16 protein-coding genes and 1 pseudogene are annotated in these 18,863 nt (G+C 71.0%); 8 read left to right on the top strand and 9 right to left on the bottom strand.

Annotation, left to right across the window (positions count from 1 at the left end; translation table 11 throughout):
- Positions 1 to 35: 35 nt before the first annotated feature.
- Positions 36 to 620, bottom strand: coding sequence for a YbhB/YbcL family Raf kinase inhibitor-like protein (locus ABZV77_RS33920; RefSeq protein ID WP_356265438.1), 585 nt, complete (start codon positions 618 to 620; stop codon positions 36 to 38).
- Between the two features lie 266 nt (positions 621 to 886).
- Positions 887 to 1,357 carry a hypothetical protein gene (locus ABZV77_RS33915; protein ID WP_356265435.1) on the bottom strand — a complete coding sequence of 157 codons (471 nt, stop codon included), beginning with the start codon at positions 1,355 to 1,357 and terminating at the stop codon, positions 887 to 889.
- 115 nt (positions 1,358 to 1,472) lie between these two features.
- Between ABZV77_RS33915 and ABZV77_RS33910 the strand changes: the two genes are divergently transcribed.
- Together ABZV77_RS33910 and ABZV77_RS33905 are read left to right on the top strand one after the other, a co-directional pair.
- Positions 1,473 to 1,754: a DUF3253 domain-containing protein gene (locus tag ABZV77_RS33910; protein WP_356265432.1), complete on the top strand. Its 282-nt coding sequence runs from the start codon at positions 1,473 to 1,475 to the stop codon at positions 1,752 to 1,754.
- A gap of 200 nt (positions 1,755 to 1,954) precedes the next feature.
- A complete protein-coding gene (locus tag ABZV77_RS33905) occupies positions 1,955 to 3,430 on the top strand; it encodes an FG-GAP and VCBS repeat-containing protein (protein ID WP_356265429.1) in 1,476 nt (491 codons plus the stop codon).
- A gap of 125 nt (positions 3,431 to 3,555) precedes the next feature.
- Here the strand turns inward: ABZV77_RS33905 and ABZV77_RS33900 are convergent, their stop codons facing one another.
- Positions 3,556 to 5,061: an amidohydrolase family protein gene (locus ABZV77_RS33900; RefSeq protein ID WP_356265546.1), complete on the bottom strand. Its 1,506-nt coding sequence runs from the start codon at positions 5,059 to 5,061 to the stop codon at positions 3,556 to 3,558.
- Positions 5,062 to 5,700: 639 nt separating this feature from the next.
- Between ABZV77_RS33900 and ABZV77_RS33895 the strand changes: the two genes are divergently transcribed.
- The 3 genes from ABZV77_RS33895 (at position 5,701) to ABZV77_RS33885 (ending at position 9,432) form a co-directional block, all read left to right on the top strand.
- A complete protein-coding gene (locus tag ABZV77_RS33895; protein ID WP_356265426.1) occupies positions 5,701 to 6,561 on the top strand; it encodes a GntR family transcriptional regulator in 861 nt (286 codons plus the stop codon).
- 59 nt (positions 6,562 to 6,620) lie between these two features.
- The gene (locus tag ABZV77_RS33890) at positions 6,621 to 8,171 is read left to right on the top strand and encodes an MFS transporter (RefSeq protein WP_356265423.1); all 1,551 of its coding nucleotides are present in this window, start codon (positions 6,621 to 6,623) and stop codon (positions 8,169 to 8,171) included.
- 82 nt (positions 8,172 to 8,253) lie between these two features.
- Positions 8,254 to 9,432 (top strand): hypothetical protein, encoded by a 1,179-nt coding sequence (locus ABZV77_RS33885; RefSeq protein WP_356265420.1) that lies wholly within the window; start codon positions 8,254 to 8,256, stop codon positions 9,430 to 9,432.
- Positions 9,433 to 9,520: 88 nt separating this feature from the next.
- Here ABZV77_RS33885 and ABZV77_RS33880 read toward each other — a convergent pair whose 3' ends face one another.
- A complete protein-coding gene (locus ABZV77_RS33880) occupies positions 9,521 to 11,446 on the bottom strand; it encodes an ABC transporter ATP-binding protein (protein WP_356265417.1) in 1,926 nt (641 codons plus the stop codon).
- 535 nt (positions 11,447 to 11,981) lie between these two features.
- Here ABZV77_RS33880 and ABZV77_RS33875 point away from each other — a divergent pair.
- Both ABZV77_RS33875 and ABZV77_RS33870 read left to right on the top strand, forming a co-directional pair.
- Positions 11,982 to 13,160: a serine hydrolase domain-containing protein gene (locus tag ABZV77_RS33875; protein WP_356265414.1), complete on the top strand. Its 1,179-nt coding sequence runs from the start codon at positions 11,982 to 11,984 to the stop codon at positions 13,158 to 13,160.
- Positions 13,161 to 13,169: 9 nt separating this feature from the next.
- Positions 13,170 to 13,709 carry a GNAT family N-acetyltransferase gene (locus ABZV77_RS33870; protein WP_356265411.1) on the top strand — a complete coding sequence of 180 codons (540 nt, stop codon included), beginning with the start codon at positions 13,170 to 13,172 and terminating at the stop codon, positions 13,707 to 13,709.
- A 63-nt stretch (positions 13,710 to 13,772) separates the two neighbouring features.
- On the opposite strand, the gene ABZV77_RS33865 is transcribed toward ABZV77_RS33870, so the two are convergent.
- On the bottom strand, positions 13,773 to 14,624 hold the full coding sequence (locus tag ABZV77_RS33865; RefSeq protein ID WP_356265408.1) for an RNA polymerase sigma-70 factor: 852 nt from the start codon (positions 14,622 to 14,624) through the stop codon (positions 13,773 to 13,775).
- Positions 14,621 to 15,199, bottom strand: coding sequence for a carboxymuconolactone decarboxylase family protein (locus ABZV77_RS33860; RefSeq protein WP_356265405.1), 579 nt, complete (start codon positions 15,197 to 15,199; stop codon positions 14,621 to 14,623). The genes ABZV77_RS33865 and ABZV77_RS33860 overlap by 4 nt, the downstream gene beginning before the upstream one ends.
- Before the next feature lie 210 nt (positions 15,200 to 15,409).
- Between ABZV77_RS33860 and ABZV77_RS33855 the strand changes: the two genes are divergently transcribed.
- The gene (locus tag ABZV77_RS33855) at positions 15,410 to 16,210 is read left to right on the top strand and encodes a heparin lyase I family protein (RefSeq protein ID WP_356265403.1); all 801 of its coding nucleotides are present in this window, start codon (positions 15,410 to 15,412) and stop codon (positions 16,208 to 16,210) included.
- Positions 16,211 to 16,248: 38 nt separating this feature from the next.
- On the opposite strand, the pseudogene ABZV77_RS33850 reads toward ABZV77_RS33855, so the two are convergent.
- The 3 genes and pseudogenes from ABZV77_RS33850 to ABZV77_RS33840 form a co-directional block, all read right to left on the bottom strand.
- Positions 16,249 to 16,518, bottom strand: a pseudogene (locus tag ABZV77_RS33850) (cysteine/serine endopeptidase inhibitor); the annotation flags it as partial.
- A gap of 95 nt (positions 16,519 to 16,613) precedes the next feature.
- Positions 16,614 to 17,024 carry an adenylyltransferase/cytidyltransferase family protein gene (locus tag ABZV77_RS33845; protein WP_356265400.1) on the bottom strand — a complete coding sequence of 137 codons (411 nt, stop codon included), beginning with the start codon at positions 17,022 to 17,024 and terminating at the stop codon, positions 16,614 to 16,616.
- A gap of 14 nt (positions 17,025 to 17,038) precedes the next feature.
- Positions 17,039 to 18,838 (bottom strand): hypothetical protein, encoded by a 1,800-nt coding sequence (locus ABZV77_RS33840; protein WP_356265397.1) that lies wholly within the window; start codon positions 18,836 to 18,838, stop codon positions 17,039 to 17,041.
- Positions 18,839 to 18,863: the final 25 nt, after the last annotated feature.

Below are 18,863 nucleotides of genomic sequence, written 5' to 3'. Positions count from 1 at the left end.
GCCCATCAGGCTCTGAAAAAGTCGGCGCGGCGACGTTATGACTCGCCGGTGATCCTGGCCGATCCGATCGTCGCCGCGGCGATCTCCCTGGCGGCGGTCCGGGTCGACGAGCCGGAGTTCAGGTTGGTCAGCGATGCCCGGTTGAGCGCGTAGACGACGAACTCGTAGGTGTTCACCGTCGAGGGCGAGCACGGTCCCTGGTAGCCGTAGAGGCTCGCGCTGCCACGGTAGTAGACCTGCCTGGCTCCCGCCGGGGTCGAGGGCTGGTATGCATGGTCGACGTTCTGGGGGAGCGAGGCCGTGCTCGCCGCGATGTCGTAGATGACCCAGTGGATGAGGCTGGCGTTGTCGAGATCGCGCATGACGATCGCGTAGCTCTTGGCGGCGGTCGGAGCCCCCGACCAGGTCAGGGCAGGGGATTCGTTCCTCTTGCCGGGGTCGCTTCCGCCACCGCTGGTGCACTCATGGACCTTGGGGATGACGCCGCCGTCGGCGAATGCGCTGCTGGACAGGGCGAACGCGCTCCGGGGTGCCGACGAGGCCGACGCAGCGGTGGCTGGCGAGAGGCCGACGGCCCCGGTGACGAGCAGAGCGCAAAGCGCAATTCTTGCACTTCTCACGGGAGGCTCCCTGGATACGTGTGGTCGCTTAGGTGTCCGTGGTGTGAGAGTGGGATGCGTGCGGCGGAACCAGCGTATGTATCGCGGATTCTGACGTCATGTCACTTATCGATCCGGTCGGGGTACTTTTCACTTTCGGCTTCGTCATCGCGGACGGGACTGTCAATTCGACGGGCCCAGTGCGCGTTCGGTGCCGGGTGCGCTGCCTTTCGAAGCAGGCCCTGAGGCTCTGCGGGAGGGGGGCTGCCGCACCTTCCCCTGACGGCTCAGTTGCCGCCCATGCCGTCGGTGGAGTTCAGCGCGGTGGTGAATGCCTCGATCGTGCGGCGGCGCGCGGTGAGGAAGGCGAGCCAGCTGCCGTCCGCGTAGTGGAGCCGGAAACGGGCCATGAGCTGGAGGCGGGGGCGGCGCTCCACGTGGGCGGCCCAGGTGCGGGGGATCTCCCAGACGGGGGTGCCGTCCATGTGCCGTACGAGGCCGACCCGCTGGTCGGTCACCCGCATCAGCAGCGCGCCGGACGTGGGCGGCATGGCCGCGGCGATGCTCTGCGCGCCGCCGGACTGGGCGCCATAGCGCTGCATCAAGTGGTCACCGAGCATCCCGCCGGCCTTGCCGTGCTTCATCTTGATGCCTTCGGCACTCTTCACAGGGACGACGATTCCGTAGGCGAGAAGCTGCTCACCCGGCGCCAACTGGCTTTCGGCGGACTTCTGCTGGATGGATATGACTTCCGGCATGCGATGTTCCCCGTGATCGTTTCGGCTTCGACGAGGGATCGTATCGGCCGAGGGTGCCGCGGCGGACGGCGCCCCTTGCCGTGCCGTCCACCGATACCGGTGTGAAACTGGCGCAGTGACGCACACCGAACGGCAGACGGAGCAGCGTCTGGAACAGGCCATCCTGGATCTGCTGGATCGTCGTGGGCCGACTGCCACCATCTGTCCCTCGGACGCCGCACGGGCGGTCTACGAAGGAGCTGACGACGGCTGGCGCGCACTCATGGAGCCCGCCCGCCGCGCGGCCCGGCACCTGATGGCGACCGGCGAAGTGGACATCACCCAGGCCGGTCGGACCGTCGACCCGGCCGAGGCACGCGGTCCGATCCGCATCCGCCGCGCCCGCCGCATCCGCTGACCATGTGTCCCGGGGTGACTGTCCCGACCGCCTTGGCCGTCCTGCCTGTCCGCCCTGCCTATCCGTCCCGCATGTCCCTCTTGCCTGGGCCCGTTCACACGGCGTTCAGTGCACAACCATCAGCCGTTTCCGCATGTCTCTCAGGTGAATCACATCCGCGCACACGCGTTTCGAGCCTCGTGCGCGCTCTAGGAGGAACCGTGGGCATCCGCCGACCTGCCATATCCACCGCCGTAGCCGCCGCTCTGATCGGCTCGTTCGGCGTGCCGCTCGTCGCGGGCACCGCGTCTGCGCAGGACGCCGCCGCCACCGTGCGCGAGGACTTCGACGGCGACGGCCACCAGGACGTCGCCGTCGCCGCCCCCGGCGGGACCGTCGGCGATCATGCCTGGGCCGGGTACATCACCATCAGCTACGGCTCCGCGCACGGCATCGACCCCGCGCGCACCACGGTCATCACCCAGGACACTCCCGGCGTGCCCGGCGCCTCCGGCGACGACCAGGCCTTCGGCTACGCGATGATCGCCCGCGACCTCGACGGCGACGGACTGACCGACCTGGCGGTGACCGCCCGTGGCTACCTCCCGGAGAACAACGTCAGCGGATCGGTGATCGCCCTGTGGGGCCGGAAGGACGGCATCTCGGGGCAGGGCGCCGTCCGCGTCTCCGCACCGGCGAACGCCCAGGTCGGCGAGGACATCACCGCGGGCGACTTCAACGGCGACGGGCACCCGGACGTGTTCATGGGCAATGGCGAGGACCGCGACTTCCACGACGTGCTCTACGGCCCCTTCACTCGTGACGGAGCTCCCGCCCGCGAGCAGCAGGTGCAGGTGTACAGCACCGACAACTTCATCAACTCGACCGCCGCGGGCGACTTCAACGGCGACGGCATCGAGGACCTCGCGACGTTCTACGTGTACGAGAACCACGCCGAGGGCGGCAAGCTGTGGCCCGGCACCAAGGACGGTCTGTCCACCGTTCCGCAGCGCCTGAACTCCGCGTCCGGCACCGCCGTCGCCGACTTCGACCAGGACGGCCGCGCCGACCTCGCCACCCGGATCTTCCCGAACGGCGACACCGAGGGCACCGAGGAGGACCCCGGCACCGTCAAGATCTACTACGGTTCGCCGTCAGGACCGAGCCAGTCCCGTACGCAGACGATCACGCAGAACACGGCGGGCGTGCCCGGGGCGAGCGAGAAGGGCGACCAGTTCGGCGGGCGGCTGAGCGCGGGCGACGCGAACGGCGACGGATACCCCGACCTGGCCGTCGGCGTCCCCGGCGAGGCGATCGGCACGAAGAAGAAGGCCGGTGCGGTCGTGCTGCTCAAGGGTGGCCGGGGCGGTCTCACCGGCCAGGGCGCGCAGGCGTTCCACCAGGACACGGCGGGCGTGCCGGGCGTCGCGGAGTCCGGCGACGTGTTCGGCGGGTCGGTACGGCTGCTCGACGTCACGGGTGACGGCAAGGCGGACCTGGTCGCGGGCGCCCCGGGCGAGAACCTGGGTGCCGTCGTGAACGGCGGCGCGGTGTGGCTGCTGCGCGGTGCCACCGCCGGTCTGACGGCCTCGAATTCGGTCGCGGAGAACCCGACGGACATCGGGGCACCGGCGGCGAAGGCGCTGTTCGGCGAGAACCTGAGCGGGGACAACGGCACGGGAGTGGTGATCCCTTAGCCCTCCCCTGGTCCCCCTGGTCCCCCTAGTCCCCCTAGTTCCCTTAGCCAGGTAGTCCGGCGGCCGCTGCGGCTGCCGCCGGGCGGGAGCGCCAACCCGCTCTCCCGCCCTGCGGCCCACGCACGTCAGGAGCGTGCTCGCCGCGAGTGGCGGGCGGTGCCGTCCGGGTCCGGGTCCACCCGCTGGATGCGGGCGCGCTCCACGACCTTCGGTCCCACCTCGGCGGCCTTGCGCACCAGCGCGCGCCCGTCCCAGTCGGTGGGCCAGCCGTGCCACAGCCGCAGCTTGCCGTCCACGAAGACCGCGCTGATCTGGTCGCGGTCGGCCAGCCGGACCAGTTCCCACGACAGGTCGTAGGACGGGGTGAGTTCGGGCACTTGCAGGTCGACGAGCAAGAAGTCGGCGGCCTTGCCGACCGTGATCTCGCCCGTCACCTTGCCGAGCCCGACGGCGTCCGCGCTCCGGGCAGTGGCGTGGGTCAGCCACGTGCGTCCCGCACCGCACGAGGAGTCGCCGGAGTTCATGCCGTAGGTCAGGCGCTGCGCGCTCTCCGCGGCGTCGACCAGGCGGAAGCCGCCGCCGCGGGTGCCGTCGGTGCCGGTGCCGAACCGGATGCCCATCGCCTGCCACATCAGGGCGTGCGCGACGGCGTTGCCCTTCCAGGCGCTGGCCACCGGGTTGTAGCTGACCGCGGCGCCGGTGTCGGCGAGCATGCGCATTTCGTCGGGGGTGAGCAGGGTGGCGTGGGCGCCGAGGGTGTGCGCGTTGAGGGCGCCGATGTCGTGCAGGTAGGACACCGGGCGGCGGCCCACGCTCTTAAGTGAGCGTTCCACGGCGGCCAGGTGCTCGTTGACGTGGACCTGGAGGACCGCGTCGGCCTCCGCGCACAGGTCGGCGGTCTTCTTGAGCACCTCGGCGGTGGCGTCCTCGGGGACAGGTATCGCCAGCGAGGGGTGGACCAGCCGCGAGTCCTGGAAGCGCTCCAGGTGTTCCTTGCCGCCCTTGCCGTCGGAGACGACCTTCGACAGCACGCAGCGCAGCCCGGCCTCTTCGGCGGCCTGGGCGATGACACCCACGTCGATGGGCGCGCGGGTGCCCGCGTCGGCGGCGGTGGTGAACCCGCCGCGCAACGACTCCAGGGCCGCGAGCTTCGCGGAGAGGTGGGCGGTCTCCTCGTCCAGGGCGTGTTCCAGCGGCTCCCAGACGGTCTTGAAGATCTCCGAAGGCTGCCCGAACGCCTGTGCCTTGCCGAAGCTCTGCGTCAGGTGGTGGTGGGCGTCCACGAAGCCCGGCATGAGCAGGTGGCCCTTCAGCCGCACCAGGTGGGCGTCCCGATGCGCCTGGGTGAGCTTGCCGACCGGCCCGACGGCCCGGAACGTGCCGTCCTGGACGAGTACGGCGCGGTCCTTGACCGGCCCTTCGGGCAGTAGGACGACGTCCGGTACGAGCAGCAGCCGCCGGGCGCGGAAGTCTTTCGGGCCGAAGGTGGCTTGGCCGTCGTGTCCAGCTGCGGCCGCCGGTGCCGCAGATGCCGGTGCTGCGGCCGCCGGTGCTGCCCCGGCGGCGCCGAGCAGGCCGCCGGTGCCGACCAGTCCGGCCCCGACGACGAAGCTGCGACGCCCCACGCCCATGCCTGCCCCCTGGCCTGCCTCGCCTGCCTGGCCTGCCTCGCCTGCCTGGCCTGCCTGGCCTACTTGTTCTTGGGGCTCCGCCCTCGCGCCCTCGTCCCGTCCGACGATGTCGTGCCCCTCGTCCTCGTCCTCGCCCGACGATCCGTCCAGCCACACCTGCCGCACCACCGCACGCTCCTTTGCGTTCGCACAGGGAAGGCCCGGCCGCGCGGGGCGGCCGGGCCGGAGGCACCGACCCTAAGCGAGTCCGGAGGGCGGAACAAGGGTTTCGACAGCCGGAAATGGAAGGCGAGGTTCGGGCCGGAGTGTCGACCGGCCCCTGCCCACGGCACTGTCACGTCGGCCGGGGTGGCGCAACGGATCCACGCCCCTCACCAAACCGCACGTCACAACCGTAGCCGCAGGTCAGCACAGGTGGCGTAACTTGCCGGAAACGTTGGCGTCCTAGGTTTGACGGATGCCGTACGGGCACGGCCCCCTCCCAACAGGAGCCGTCCCGGCGGGACATGCTCGACGACGGCCGAACACGCTTCACCATGGTCGGACGCAGCCGGTGGCGTACGGGCAAAGCCCGTGCCGCCCACCGAGCAAAGGCGCGTACGGGCACGGTCCCCGGCCCCGACGTCCTGCGGAGGTCCCATGAACGACGCCTCACCCACCGAGCCCGCGCCCCCGGCCGACGGAGTGGATCCGGGTCGGCCCAGTGCGCACGGTCCGGCGCCGCGGAGCCGACGGCGGATCCGCGCGGACCGGGCCCGGCAGGTCGCCGAGGTGCTGCGCCGTCAGATCGCCTCCGGGGCATTCGCCTCGGGCCTGCTGCCGGATGAGCGGACGCTGATCGCCGACTTCGCGGTGTCGCGCAACACCGTCCGCGAGGCGCTGGGCGTGCTGCGCGACGAGGGCGTGGTCGAGCGGCGCCAGGGCGTGGGCACGGTGATCGTGCGACGGCCCTACGAGCACACCTTGGAGCGGCTGACCGGCCTCGCCGAAACGCTCGGTACGCATGGCGAGGTGATCAATCAGGTGCGGGTCGCGGACCTGGTGCGCCCGCCCGGCGAGGTGGCGCGCAAGCTGCACGTCCCCGACGGCGGGCGGGTGGTCTACATCGAACGGCTGCGGCTGCTGGACGGCGTACCGCTGTCCCTGGACCTGACCTACCTGGCCGCGGACATCGGGGAGCCGCTGCTCGCCGCCGACCTGGCAGGACAGGACCTGTTCGGGCTCATCGAGCAGTCCACCGGCGGCCCGCTGGGCTCCGCGAGCGTCACCGTGCACGCGGTGGGCGGTGACCCGCACACGTGCGAGCTCCTTGACATCCCGTCAGGCTCGGCACTGTTCACCGTCGAACGGCTGACCAGAATGCCCGACGGGCGCCCGGTGGACCTGGAGTTCCTGCGCATCCGCGGCGACCGGCTGGCATTCCGCGCGGAACTCGTCCGCGCCGCGCCGCAGTCGCCGCAGGACGACGGCGGCGTGCGACGGACAGGAGGCGAACGGTGAACCCCGACCACCCCACGACCCCGGCCCCCACGCCCACGTCCCCCACGCCCCCTTCCCCCATGAACCCGTCCCCCACAGCCCTCTCCCCCTTGGCCCCCTCCCCCAAGCCCACGGACACCAGCAGCGCCCCACACGGCCCCGGCCCACTGACCATCACCGTGCTGTGCCTGTGCGTCACCTTGGTCGTGGGAATGGTCTCCGCCGTGAACCTCGCCGTCCCCGCGCTGTCGCGCAGCGCGCTGCACCCTTCGGCCGAATCGGTGATGTGGGTGGTCGACGGCTATGTCGTGTTCTTCGCCTGCCTGCTCATCCCGGGCGGCGCGCTCGCCGACCGGCTCGGCCGCAAGCGCGTACTGGCCGCGGGCATGGGCCTGTTCACCGCGGGATGCGCGCTGTGCGCCGTGGCGCCGGGCATCGGCACGGTGATCGCGGGCCGGGTCGTCAGCGGCGTGGGCGCGGCCGCGGTGCTGCCGACGACGCTGGCCCTGATGGTGGACGGTGCGCCGGAACACCGTCGGCCGCGGCTGGTGGCGGTGTGGGCGTCGATGACGGGCCTTGCGGCCGTGCTGGGCAATGTCGGTGGCGGTGCGGCGCTGCAACTCGGCTCGTGGCGGGCGCTGTTCTGGTGCGTGGTGCCGTTGGCACTGGTGGCGCTCGTGCTGGTGGTGGCGTTCGCCCCGGCGCCCCCGCGGCACGACCGGCCGTTGTCGATGGTGTCCGCGGGTCTGCTGACGGCCGGGTTCCTCGCGCTGCTGTCGGGCATCGTCTCCGGCCCGGAGGCAGGTTGGGGCAGCGCGCGGGTGCTGGGCGGGTTCGTTGCGGCGGTGGCTCTGCTGCTGGCCTGGGCCGTCCGGGAGCTGCGGCGTGAGCATCCGATGCTGGACCCGCGGCTGTTCACCGTGCCGGTGGTGCGGGCCGGGGCGGTCGGCCTGGCGCTGGTGTTCCTCGGCATGTTCGGCCTGTTCTACGTCAACGGGCAGTATCTGCAGTACGCCAAGGGCTACTCGCCACTGGAGGCGGGGGTGCGGCTACTGCCGATGGCGGCAGCGCTGTTGCTCGCGCCGCGCTGCGCGGTGGCGCTGGAGCGGCGCACCGGCCCGCGGCTGACGCTGGGGGCAGGGCTCGCGGTGCTGGCGGCCGGTCTCGGCACGGTCTCGCTGGTCGGCCCGAGCACCCCGTACTCCCTGTACGCGCTCGGGGCGACGCTCACCGCGACCGGGTGCGGCCTCGCCACGCCGCTGCTGTCGCACGGCATGATGTCCGCGCTGCCCGCGCACCGGGCCGGGGTGGGCTCGGGGTTGCAGAGTCTCGCGCGGGAGCTGGGCAGCGCGCTGGGCGTGGCGGTCAGCGGCAGCGTGGTGACCCAGGCGTTCACGGCGGGTCTCCCGGCGCCGCTGCAGGGTCCCGACGCGCCGACGACCGTCCCCGCCGCCGAACAGCGCCTGGTCGCCGAGCAGTTGACCTCCCCCGGTCTGCGGCACGCCGTCGTCACCGACTTCACGAACTCCCTGGACACCGCGATGCGGGTGCTGGCCGTCCTCGTGGTGGCACTCGGCGCGCTGGTGGTCACCTGGTATCCGCGCCGCGAGCACCGGGCGCCGAGGCCGTAGCCATTTGTCACCCGGGTGGCTAGTCCCCCAATGCACCGCTGGTTCACGGTGGTTGCTCCTAGCCGAGTGGAAGGAGCAAGCGGTGAGACGAAGACGATTTGTGGCGGGGACGATCGGCGCGCTCTCGGGGATCACTCTCGGTACGAACCCGGTCCGGGCCGACGCGGAGGCGCCCCGGTCGCAGGGCCCGCGGAACGTACAGGACCGAAACGTGCAGGACCGGAACGTACAGGACTGGCGGGCCGTGCCTGCGCCGGGCAGTACCCCCGCCGCGCAACTGCGCCGCGTTTCCGCCGCCGGAACCGCGCTGGCGTGGGCCGTCGGCGAGGAAGGTCTCGCCGGTCCCTCGCGGGGGCGGGCGCTGGCCATGCTCTGGAACGGCAGCGCCTGGTCGAAGACCGACCTGTCGCATCTCGACTACACCGGACGGCTGAGCGACGTCGCCACTGTCGGCGCCACCGCCGCGTGGAGCGTCGGCCTGCCCACCGGGGACGCAAGTCCGCTGCTGCGCTGGGACGGATCCATCTGGCGCGAGGCCTCCTTCCCGGGCCGCGGCGAATCCGGTGTCCGGCTCGAATCGGTGGCGGTCGGTTCCGACCGCCGGGTGTGGATCTGCGGCGCCCGTGGCGGCGCGGCCCGTCTGCTGCTGGGAGACGGAAAGCGCTGGACGTGGCTGGAGCCGCTGCCGGTCGCGAGCGCCAGCCTCTACCGTGTCGTGCTCCGCACCCCGGACGAGGTCTGGGTCAGCGGCGACCAGGCATCCGGAGGCGGCTGGTCCGGGCTCGTGGCCCGCTGGAACGGTACGTGGACCGTCCTGCCCCCGATCACGGGCGCCCGACTGAGCATCAGCGATGTGTACGCGGCCGCCGCGGACGACGTATGGGCCGTCGGCACCGAAGCGGGCGTCGGCGGACCACCGGGACGCCCCGGCAACCCCGTCCTGGCCCACTGGGACGGCACGGCGTGGAACCGGGTCCAACCGGGCTTCGCCGTCGGGTCGTTGTCGGGAATCGCGGGTGACGCGCAGGGCCGCGCCGCCTGGATATCCGGCTGGAACTATCAGGACCAGAGCCGCAGTACGTATCTGCGGCGGGAGGGCAGCGGCTGGACCGTCGTCCGTGGCCCGGCGGGCACGGCGACGGGCCCCTACCTCAACGACGTGACCGCCGTCCCCGGGACCGGCGGGTACTGGTCGGTGGGCATGACCAGTACCGTGCCAGCCCCGCCGACCGAGGCGTACACGGAACGTCTCGACGCCTGACGCGGCGCGCCAGTCGCCCCTGCACCTGACGGGGCCGCGCCCGTTCGGCGCGGCCCCGCCGGGAGATTCCTCTTCCCGGCGCTCGGGCTCAGCGGTCCTGAGCCAGGGCGTACAACTCGCCCAGCAGACTCCCCTCGGTCGCGACGAGTTCGTCGAAGGTGCCCTGTTCCCGGACGGCTCCCTGGTCGAGGACGACGACGCGGTCCGCCATCCGTACGTTGTCCAGCCGGTGTGTCACGACCACGGTGATCCGGTCGGGGGCCATGGCGCGCAGTTCCTGGAAGATCGTGTGCTCGCCGCGGGCGTCCATCTCGCTGGTCGGCTCGTCCAGGACGAGCACGCCAGGTTCCCGGTACATGGCCCTGGCGCAGGCCAGACGCTGCCACTGCCCACCGGACAGCTCGTGGCCGCCCCACACCGACCGGGCGAGGAGCGTGTCCAGTTGGCCGGGCAGTTCGCGCAGCGCCTTGGTCATGCCGACGCGTTCCACCGCGTCCCAGATCCGCTCGTCACCGTACTCGCGGGGCTGTCCCAGCGTGATGTTCTCCCGGGCCGCCAGGGGCCAGTGGCCGTTCTTCTGCGGGACCAGGCCCACGTGCCGCCAGACCGACTCCGCGTCCGCGGTGGTCAGATCGGTGTCGTCCCACAGCACCTTGCCGCCCGTGGGCACGGTCAGCCCCGTCAGCATCCGGATCAGTGTCGACTTGCCGGCACCGTTCTCCCCGACCAGCGCGACGACCTCACCGCGGTTGAGCGTGAGGGTGATCGGGCGCACGGCCGAGGTGTCCTTGCTCGGGTACGTGTACGAGGCGTCCTGGAGACGGATCCGCTGCGGGGACCCGGCCTGCACGGTGCCGCGGGCCGTGGTCATGGCGCGGACCTCGTCGACGAACTCGTAGTAGTCGGAGAGGTAGAGGCCGTGGTGGAACATCACCGTGCTGTATCTGATGATCGAGTTCAGGGCTCGCCCGGCGGTCTGGGAGGCGACGACGGCCGTGCCCGCGATGGCCGTCGACATGGTGCCCGCGAGCACCAGCGCGGCCAGGGAGGCCCACATACCGAGGGTGAACAGGCCGCCGAGGGAAGCGGCGAGCAACGTGATCAGCAGATAGGGACGGGCCCCCTCCAGCTCACGTCCCTCCACGCGGTCGCACATCGCCCGGTACCAGAAGTGCAGGTAGCCGCCCATCGTGTTGGCCCGCAGTTCGTCGGCGAGCTCGGCCGTGGTCAGCCACCAGCGCATCATCCCGCGGACGTTGCGGGCGGAGACCGTCCGGTCGTGGACGCGGTAGTCGACCCGCGCCGCGATGACTCCGCCCAGACCACGGGGTACGACGGACAGCAGCAGCACACCCAGCAGCAGCGGGTGCAGGGACGTGAGCACGGTCGCCGCGGACACCAGCTGGACGAGGCCGTTGGTCAGGGTCTTGGCGTCGTCGGCGAGGTCGACGGCGCGCATGGCGCCGATCTCCGCCGCCTTGCTCCGGTCCCCGAAGCCCGCCGCGTCGTACGCGGCGAGCTCGGCCCGCATGTGCAGGTCGACCAGGGTGAGGTCCGCGGCCGAGGCGATCTTCGGGTTCAGCCGCCGGGTCGCCCAGTCCGCGAGGATCCACATCGCGGCGCCGGTCGCCATCGCCACCACGGCGACGGCCAGCGCGGGCCACGCGCGGGTGAGGCCCTCGCGGGGGTCTGCGGCCGTCAACTGTGGCAGGGCGCGGGCGACGGCGCCGAGCATCACGGCCGTGCCGAGGCCGGAGAGCAGCTGGCACACCACGACCGTGATGGCCATACGGCGGTCGACCGTCCAGGCCAGCCGGGCCGTCTGGAGCAGTGCGGCGGGAATGCGGCGGGCCATGTCGCGCAGGGTGGCATCGTCCATGGCGCGCCGGTGCTTGCGGCCGTTGTAGTCGAGCTCCGGCGGCTCGGAAGGCTCCGGAACTGCGGTACGGGGAGCGGGGACGGAAGCGGATGGCGCTTCCTTCGCCGTCTTCTTGTTGTCGTGCGGCGTCGTCATGCCCCCCACCCCGATGACGGTCGTGATGCGGAGGCGAACAGGACGCGACGTACATCGACCGGTCGCCGGAACGCGGTCGCCGCGACAGCCTGCGCGGGAGGATTCTCGAACACAGGACGAAGGGCGATAAGCACGCGGACGGGATTCACAAGGTCTCCTCGGTAGTGGTGAACGAACACGACACCGGGACAACGCTGCTGATCAAAGGGCCGATACGGGCAGCCACGGGCGACGGATCGAGCGAAAGTTCGATGTCGAGCGGGCAGCGCAAGTGCCTGCGGCCCAGACGTCTGACACGTCCGCGTTCGATTCACTCTCACGGGGATCGACCTGCCGGACACGACCGACGGGCACGGCCCGGAGCTGGTAATGGCGCTCCCCGAGAGCACCGGAGTGCTCTGTTGTGCGCTGGCGTGTGCTGGCGTGCGCTGGAGAACGGCTGAAACTCGCTCAACTCGCTTAAGCGCAGGCAACCTTCATAACAAGCCATCCGGTCCCTCAGCCTCGACGAACCCATCGATCAAAGGGGCTGGACATGTCAGGACGGACTGCTCTGGCGGGTGTGACCGCATTGGCGGCAGTGACCGCGGTGACAGCAGGGGCACTCGTAGCCCCCGCCACGGCCTCCACCCACGACCGCCACTCCGCGACCCAGCGGGCCATGGACGCCGCAGTCAAGGACGGCGTCCCCGGAGTGACGGGTCAGGCGAAAGACAAGTACGGCACCTGGCACGGCACTTCGGGCGTCGGCGACCTCACGACCGGCAGACCGCGCGACTCCCGCGACCACTACCGCATCGGCAGCATCACCAAGACCTTCGTGGCGACGGTTCTCCTGCAGCTCGCGGGAGAGGGGAAGATCGACCTGGACGACACGGTCGACCACTGGCTGCCCGGCCTCGTGCGCGGCAACGGTCACGACGGCAGGCAGATCACGGTCCGCCAAGTCCTCAACCACACCAGCGGCATCTACGACTACTACGCGGACGACGACTTCGCAGCCTCCTTCAGGCTGCGGGACGGCTTCTTCGAGCACCGCTACGACACCTGGCGCCCCGAGCAGCTGGTGGCGGTCGCCATGCGGCACGAGCCGACCAGCTCCACGCCGGGCAGATCGTGGCACTACTCCGACACGAACTACATCGTCGCCGGAATGATCGTGCAGAAGGTCACCGGGCAGTCGTACGCGCACGAGGTCCGCAAGCGCATCATCGAGCCACTGGGACTGCGCGGCACCACGGACCCAGGCACCGGCCCGGACATGCCGCGGCCCAGCAGCCGCGCGTACTCCAAGCTTGCCGACGACAGCACGGGCCCGACGTACGACGTCACGGAGTTCAACCCGTCCGCCGCCTGGACGAGCGGCGGCATGATCTCCGATTCGGCCGATCTGAACCGCTTCCACGCCGCCCTCCTCGGCGGCAAGTTGCTGCGGAAGCGGCAGCTGGCCGAGATGATGACGACCGTCCCCATGGGCGAGGGGTTTCCCGGGGCCCGCTACGGTCTCGGCCTCGCCCAACGCACCCTCAGCTGCGGCCAGGAGGTCTGGGGCCACCACGGCGGCATCCTCGGTTCCACCTCCGAGGCAGTGACGACCAAGGACGGCCGCCACTCGCTCGCCTTCAACTTCAACGGCGACTGGAGCGGCAACAGCAACGCGGTGCTCGAAGCCGAGTTCTGCGGGCCGGGGACCGGAGGACAACGAGATCAATAGGATGACCGCATGGGACGCTCGAGGCCGATAGAACCACTGACTCAGCCGCTCGTGGACGGCGTGGTGGCCGTGCGGTCCCGACGCGCTTCGGACCTGCCCGCCATCGAGGCAGCGAGCCACGACCCCGAAACCCTCCGCTGGCTCGACGACCCGCCCATGGACACAGCCGACCGCGCCACGAACATGTCCCGGGTCGAGGAAGCCTGGCGAACCGGGCGGTCGGCGCCTCTGGTGATCGTGGACGCCGCGACGGACCAGCCCGTCGGGATCATCAATCTGCAGTTCAGGGATGATGCCGTGGCAACCGTCGCGTACAGCGTGTTTCCCGCGCAGCGCGGCCGCGGCATCGCCCCGAGGGCCGTGCGACTGCTCGCGGGATGGGCTCTGGACGGACTCGGGCTGACGCAAGTGCTGCTCGAAGCCGCGGAGGACAACACGGCGTCGGTCAGGGTCGCCGAGAAGTGCGGGTTCGAGAGGATCGGCAGTCGGGTCGAGCCCGGTGCGGAAGGTCCGTACACGAAGCTCGTCTTCGCGTGCACGAAGGGCTGAACGCCTCCAGGGCAGGGGGTTCCGGGCGGCTCTCACCGCCCGGAACCCCCTGGCCGGCGCCCTCTACCTGGCGAGCTCCGCGAGCTCGTCCAGGCGCGTCAGCTTCTGCGGGTTCGCCACCGCGTGGATCCGGGTGACCCGTCCGTCCTCCACCACAACGCTCACCGCCGCCAGTTGGCCGTCGGCCTCGACCCGGCCCGCGGGCGCGCCGTTGAGCCACACGGTCGACACCGTCCGGTCCTGGCGGGCGAGCAGTGCCGCCACGGTTTCCGCCCCGTGGACGGGGGCCAGGGCGGCGGACGCCACTCCGCCGCCGTCGGCGATCAGGACCACGTCCGGCGCCAGAACCTCCATCAGGTCCTGCACCTGCCCGGTGCGCAGCGCGGCCAGAAACTGCTCGACCACGGACTGCTGCTCCGAGCGGCTCACCCGCATCCGGGGCTGCCGCGCCGCCACATGCTCACGTGCGCGCCGTGCGATCTGGCGCACCGCGACCGCGGACTTGCCGACGGCCTCGGCGATCTCGCCGTACGGCATATCGAACACCTCGCGGAGCACGAACACGGCCCGCTCGGTCGGCCCGAGCGTTTCGAGCACCGTCAGCAGCGCGATCGAGACGCTCTCCGCCAGTTCGACGTCCTCGGCCACGTCGGGGCTGGTCAGCAGTGGTTCCGGCAGCCACTCGCCGACGTAGTCGACACGGCTGCGCGCCACCGTCCGCAGCCGGTTGAGCGCCTGCCGCGTGACGATCCGCACCAGATACGCCCGCGGATCACGCACCTGCGAACGGTCGACGTCGGCCCATCGAAGCCAGGACTCCTGCAGCACGTCCTCCGCGTCGGCCGCCGACCCGAGCATCTCGTAGGCGACGGTGAACAGGAGGCTGCGGTGGATGACGTACGGGTCCTCGGTCATGCCGTCGACGCCACGCCGGAGGCCTCGGGACGCCTGGCGAGCGGTACCTCGCAGGCGTCGGAGAAGCCCTGGGAGGAGACGCCGTTGGCCACGTTGGCCCGGGTCGCCAGGTTGACGTAGGCGATCACCGTGGTGAGCTCGACCATCGCCGCGGGACCGAGCCGGTCCAGGAGGCTTGCGTACTGTTCGTCGGTGACGGTCATGGGTGTGTCGGTCATGGCCTCTGCATACTCCATCACGTCCCGCTCTAGCGGCGTGAACACCTCCGAGGTCCGCCAGAGCGGCACCTGGCTCGCCTTGGCCAGGTCGAGGTTCTCGTTCTGGGCGAGGAAGTAGCCGACGTCGAGGCACCAGCTGCAGCCGACCTGTGCCGCGACGGCCATGTGCGCGAACGACTTGAGACTCGCGTCGGCCGCGGCCCACGCACCCACCTTGCCGCCGAACTCCAGGCTGTCCTGCGCGACTTGGGGGCTGTGCCAGACCACCTCGACGTTCTCGGGCACGGCGCCGAACTGCTGGATCATGTTCGCTGCGAGCTCGGCGGGGAGCTCGGCCTTCGGGAGACGTAGCGTCACGGGGTACTCCTTGTACGTGTGCCTGTCGGGCTGTTCGGCATGAAGACACCGGCGCCCCCTCGGATGTGACAGCGGAGACCGTACGCCGCCCCATTGACTGTGCCCCGTCAAGACGGGAATCTATTGCACACTCGCGAACAAGGTTCATGTACATGAATTTCTACATGAACCACAGGTTCTGCATGTGCAGCTATGAGGAGGCAGCGGGACATGGGTGCATCGAGACGGTCCGTATTGGGTGCCGCGCTGGGCGGAGTCGCAGGGGCCGCGCTGCCAGGAGCCGCGGCGGCCCACACCGCATCGCAGGGCGCGGCCGCCGCCGAGTGGCAGTTGCGGTGGTCGCCGACCGCGCGCGACGACGGCATGCGGGCCTGGGAGACCGTCGAGGACGACCGCGCCGGGTCGCACCCGGCGGCCAAGCCGCACATCCGCACCGACGGCGACAACTGGCGCTTCACCATGCACACGGTGGACCGGGACAGCTCGACCGACCGGCAGCGGCAGGAGGTCACCGGATGCCGTGACGGCGACACGTTCCTGCGCTGGCTGCCCGGCCAGACCTGGCGGCTGACGTACTCCATGTACATCCCGGACTCACTGCGGGCGACCACCACGTTCACGCACATCATGCAGATGAAGCAGCCCGGCAACGACACCTCGCCGATCGTCGTGCAGTCGCTGCGGCGGGTGGACGGGGCACAGACCATCGAGCTGAAGGTCTTCGAGTCGGACACGCTCGTCGGCCGCACCGCGCTGCCGCCGCTGCACAACAAGTGGACCGACGTGGACTTCCAGATCAAGATCGGCGACGGCTCTTCGGGTTCCGTGCGCTGGATCCTCAAGAGCGGCGGCAGCACGGTGATCGACAAGACCAAGACCGGTGTCGACACCCTCCTCGCCGACCGGGTGCGGCCCAAGTGGGGCATCTACCGCTCCCTGGGCGACAGTTCGGGCTCCCTCAAGGACTGCCACCTGCTGCTCGCCAAGCCGCGCGCGTACCAGCTCGTCTGAGACGGGACGCCGACGTCCCGGCCCGCCGCGCGGTGGCGCTACCGCACGAACTTCCACGTGATCCCGTTGATCACGCCGACGTCGAGGGGCGCGAGGCGCTGGAACGCGGTCCGGCTGAGGTCGATGTGCGTCGAGGCGCAGGACGGGCACTTGTCCCGCACCGGCACGGTGATCGTCCTGCCCTGGTACGTCACCTGCACCGAAATGCCCTGGCACAGCGGGTCGTTGTTCGGGTTGGCGCTGGTCCACCAGGCGGCCGACACGGCGACCAGGTCCTGGGTGGACGCGTCGATGGGGGTGCCGCAGGCGCCGTAGCCCTGGGCCGACCGCGGAGCGGCAAGGTTCCTACGCCCCTTTTGGCGTTATTACACCCTGGTCCGTGGGCAGTTAAGGATCTCGTGCGTCAATTGCTGACGAGGCACGGGAGGTCGGGGACCGACCGCCGCACCCGCCCGTGACGCGCGGCCGCGAAAGGCGTGATGGCGGTGCGCGGAGGTCGCCGAAGACCGGAGAGTGACCGCGTTGCGCGCTTATGAGGTCGCCGCGCTCCCTGGTGAAGGATCCCCCGCGCGACACCGCCGGATGAGGGCGCGTTCGGGAGCACCTCGTCGACGTACCGGCACGCCTCGATCACCGCGACCCGCTCCGCAAGCGTCATGATGGGCCTGCGCTTGTACGTGGCCACGACCTCGTCCGAGAGCACCCCGACGATCAGCCGCTCCCCGAAGTCCCGCGCGGCTCTGAGCAGCGCGACGTGTCCCGGGTGGAACAGATCCCCGACCATGTCGGCGTAGACGTTCCCCTGCTCAGCCATGCCTGTTGCCTCCTTCAGACGCGGTGGACGGTGTGCAGGGAGTCCGCGTAGGTTCCCGGCCCGTCCAGGGTGGACGCACCCGAGAGGTCGGCCATGGTCGGGCCGTCGGCGCTCTTGCGGCTGGAGAGGAAACGCCGCTTGCCCGCCCGGTCGGGGCCGAGGTAGATGCCCACGTGATCGACGTCGTACGCGTCCGGATCCTCGGGGTCCCCCGCCACGTCGTTGACGTCGAACAGGACCAGGTCACCCGGCTGCAACTGCCCCAGATCGGGCGTGGCACCGCCACTGCCCGCCCGCTGGGCGACGCGGACGCCGGGCGCGAAGTCCACCATCGCGCCGGACTTGCGGGGCAGCCTCTTCTTCGCCGGGTCCTTCACCGCCACCATGCCCAGGCCCAGGTGGAAGCCGTAGACCATCCGCACGTAGCCAGAGCAGTCCAGGTTTCCGCGCTGGCCGTCCTCCGGCCGCCGGGTCTGGTCAGGGAAGGTCCACGGCCGTTCCAGGTAGTCGTGGAAGTCCGCGCCGACGGGCCGCAGCCCCTGGCTGTCGGGCTTTCCGTACCCGGCCTCGCCCAGGACGTCCGCGCCCGCCACCCGCGGGTCCGCGCCCCGCACGCCCGGGGCACCGGGCAGGAACATCATCGCGTACGAGAGGACGTCCGGGGCCATCGAACCTGCCCAGCCGCGCACGGAAGCCTCGACCGCCGGTGTCCACTCGCCGTCGAACGGCGCGTCCAGGAGCCGCACCCAGTCGCGATGGGTGACCGAGGGCGGCGTCTCCCAGGTCGCGGCGGTCACCTCGAAACGGCCGACGGTCAGGGTGACGGGCAGATTCGTGCAGCCCGGAGAGGCGAAGCCGCGGGCGCCCACCCGCCCGCTGCGCAGCCCTGCCTCGGAGTCCTCGATCTCCGCGGTCGGCCGCGTGGGTTCCGCTCCGGCAGCGGGCCACGCCGTTACCTGCGCCTTCGCACCCTTGCGGCGCACCCGGATCCGCCACGCGTCGCCCGCCCGCACATCCGTGGCGAGCGGTCCCGCCTCGGCCAGCAGCGTCGTCTCGCCGTTCATCACCTTCTCGACCCGCAGGTCGACCTCCCCCTTCGTGGTGAAGGAGAGCCTGGCCCGGTAGTGGGCGCCGCCGCCCCGGTACCCGAAGAGCAGGGCGAAGGAACAGGCGTTGCCCGTGGGCACCTTGTCGAAGGCGGCCTCACAGGAGACGTCGGCGTCGGATATCCCGTCGTCGGCCAGGGTGGCGTAGCGGCCCGCCTCCGTGTCCTTGAGGAGCATGGTCGCCGCGCCCTTGGCGTGGACACCGAAGTCGGCATCACCGGCCGTCCCCCCGTACACGCTCCAGGTGCCGCCTGCGGGCGAGGTGCCCCAACCGGGCTTCAGCCGCTGGGCGGGCAGGAGCGCCGGGTCGGGGACCAGCCGGTCGAACACGTCGGTGAAGGACTGCTTGTTCTCCGTGAACGTCCGCTCGGGCCCGGGCAGCAGGACGGTTCGGGCCCCCTTGGTCAGCACGGCGACCCGCTGCTGCCCGTGCCGGATTTCCGTGCGCGCGGGCGCACCCGGCAGCACCGTCGCGCTCAGCTCCCCGAGAGAGGAACGGGCGAAGGCCGCCGTGTCGTACGGCGTGCCGGTGAAAGTCATCGAGGAGCGCGGGCCGGTCGTGGAAGCGGACGCCGGTACGGGCAACGCGGCGGGTGCGGCGGGAGTGGCGCGGGCCGGGGACGCGGTGGCAGCGGCCGAGGGAATCGCGGCCGAAACGGTGAGGGCCCTGAGGGCGCCGAGGAGACTGCGGCGGGAAGTGTCGGTCACGCGTCACATCATCACCACGGCTCCC

This window comes from Streptomyces sp. NPDC004732 (genome assembly GCF_040609235.1).
Lineage (GTDB): Bacteria > Actinomycetota > Actinomycetes > Streptomycetales > Streptomycetaceae > Streptomyces.
This window is presented reverse-complemented; position numbering and strand designations above follow the sequence as displayed.

Bases quoted from the DNA above. Each gene is read 5' to 3' on its own strand.
- ABZV77_RS33915 (WP_356265435.1), bottom strand. From the start codon at position 1,357: ATGCCGGAAGTCATATCCATCCAGCAGAAGTCCGCCGAAAGCCAGTTG.
- ABZV77_RS33900 (WP_356265546.1), bottom strand. From the start codon at position 5,061: ATGGGCGTGGGGCGTCGCAGCTTCGTCGTCGGGGCCGGACTGGTCGGC.
- ABZV77_RS33895 (WP_356265426.1), top strand. From the start codon at position 5,701: ATGAACGACGCCTCACCCACCGAGCCCGCGCCCCCGGCCGACGGAGTG.
- ABZV77_RS33890 (WP_356265423.1), top strand. From the start codon at position 6,621: ATGAACCCGTCCCCCACAGCCCTCTCCCCCTTGGCCCCCTCCCCCAAG.
- ABZV77_RS33880 (WP_356265417.1), bottom strand. From the start codon at position 11,446: ATGACGACGCCGCACGACAACAAGAAGACGGCGAAGGAAGCGCCATCC.
- ABZV77_RS33875 (WP_356265414.1), top strand. From the start codon at position 11,982: ATGTCAGGACGGACTGCTCTGGCGGGTGTGACCGCATTGGCGGCAGTG.
- ABZV77_RS33870 (WP_356265411.1), top strand. From the start codon at position 13,170: ATGGGACGCTCGAGGCCGATAGAACCACTGACTCAGCCGCTCGTGGAC.
- ABZV77_RS33865 (WP_356265408.1), bottom strand. From the start codon at position 14,624: ATGACCGAGGACCCGTACGTCATCCACCGCAGCCTCCTGTTCACCGTC.
- ABZV77_RS33855 (WP_356265403.1), top strand. From the start codon at position 15,410: ATGGGTGCATCGAGACGGTCCGTATTGGGTGCCGCGCTGGGCGGAGTC.
- ABZV77_RS33845 (WP_356265400.1), bottom strand. From the start codon at position 17,024: ATGGCTGAGCAGGGGAACGTCTACGCCGACATGGTCGGGGATCTGTTC.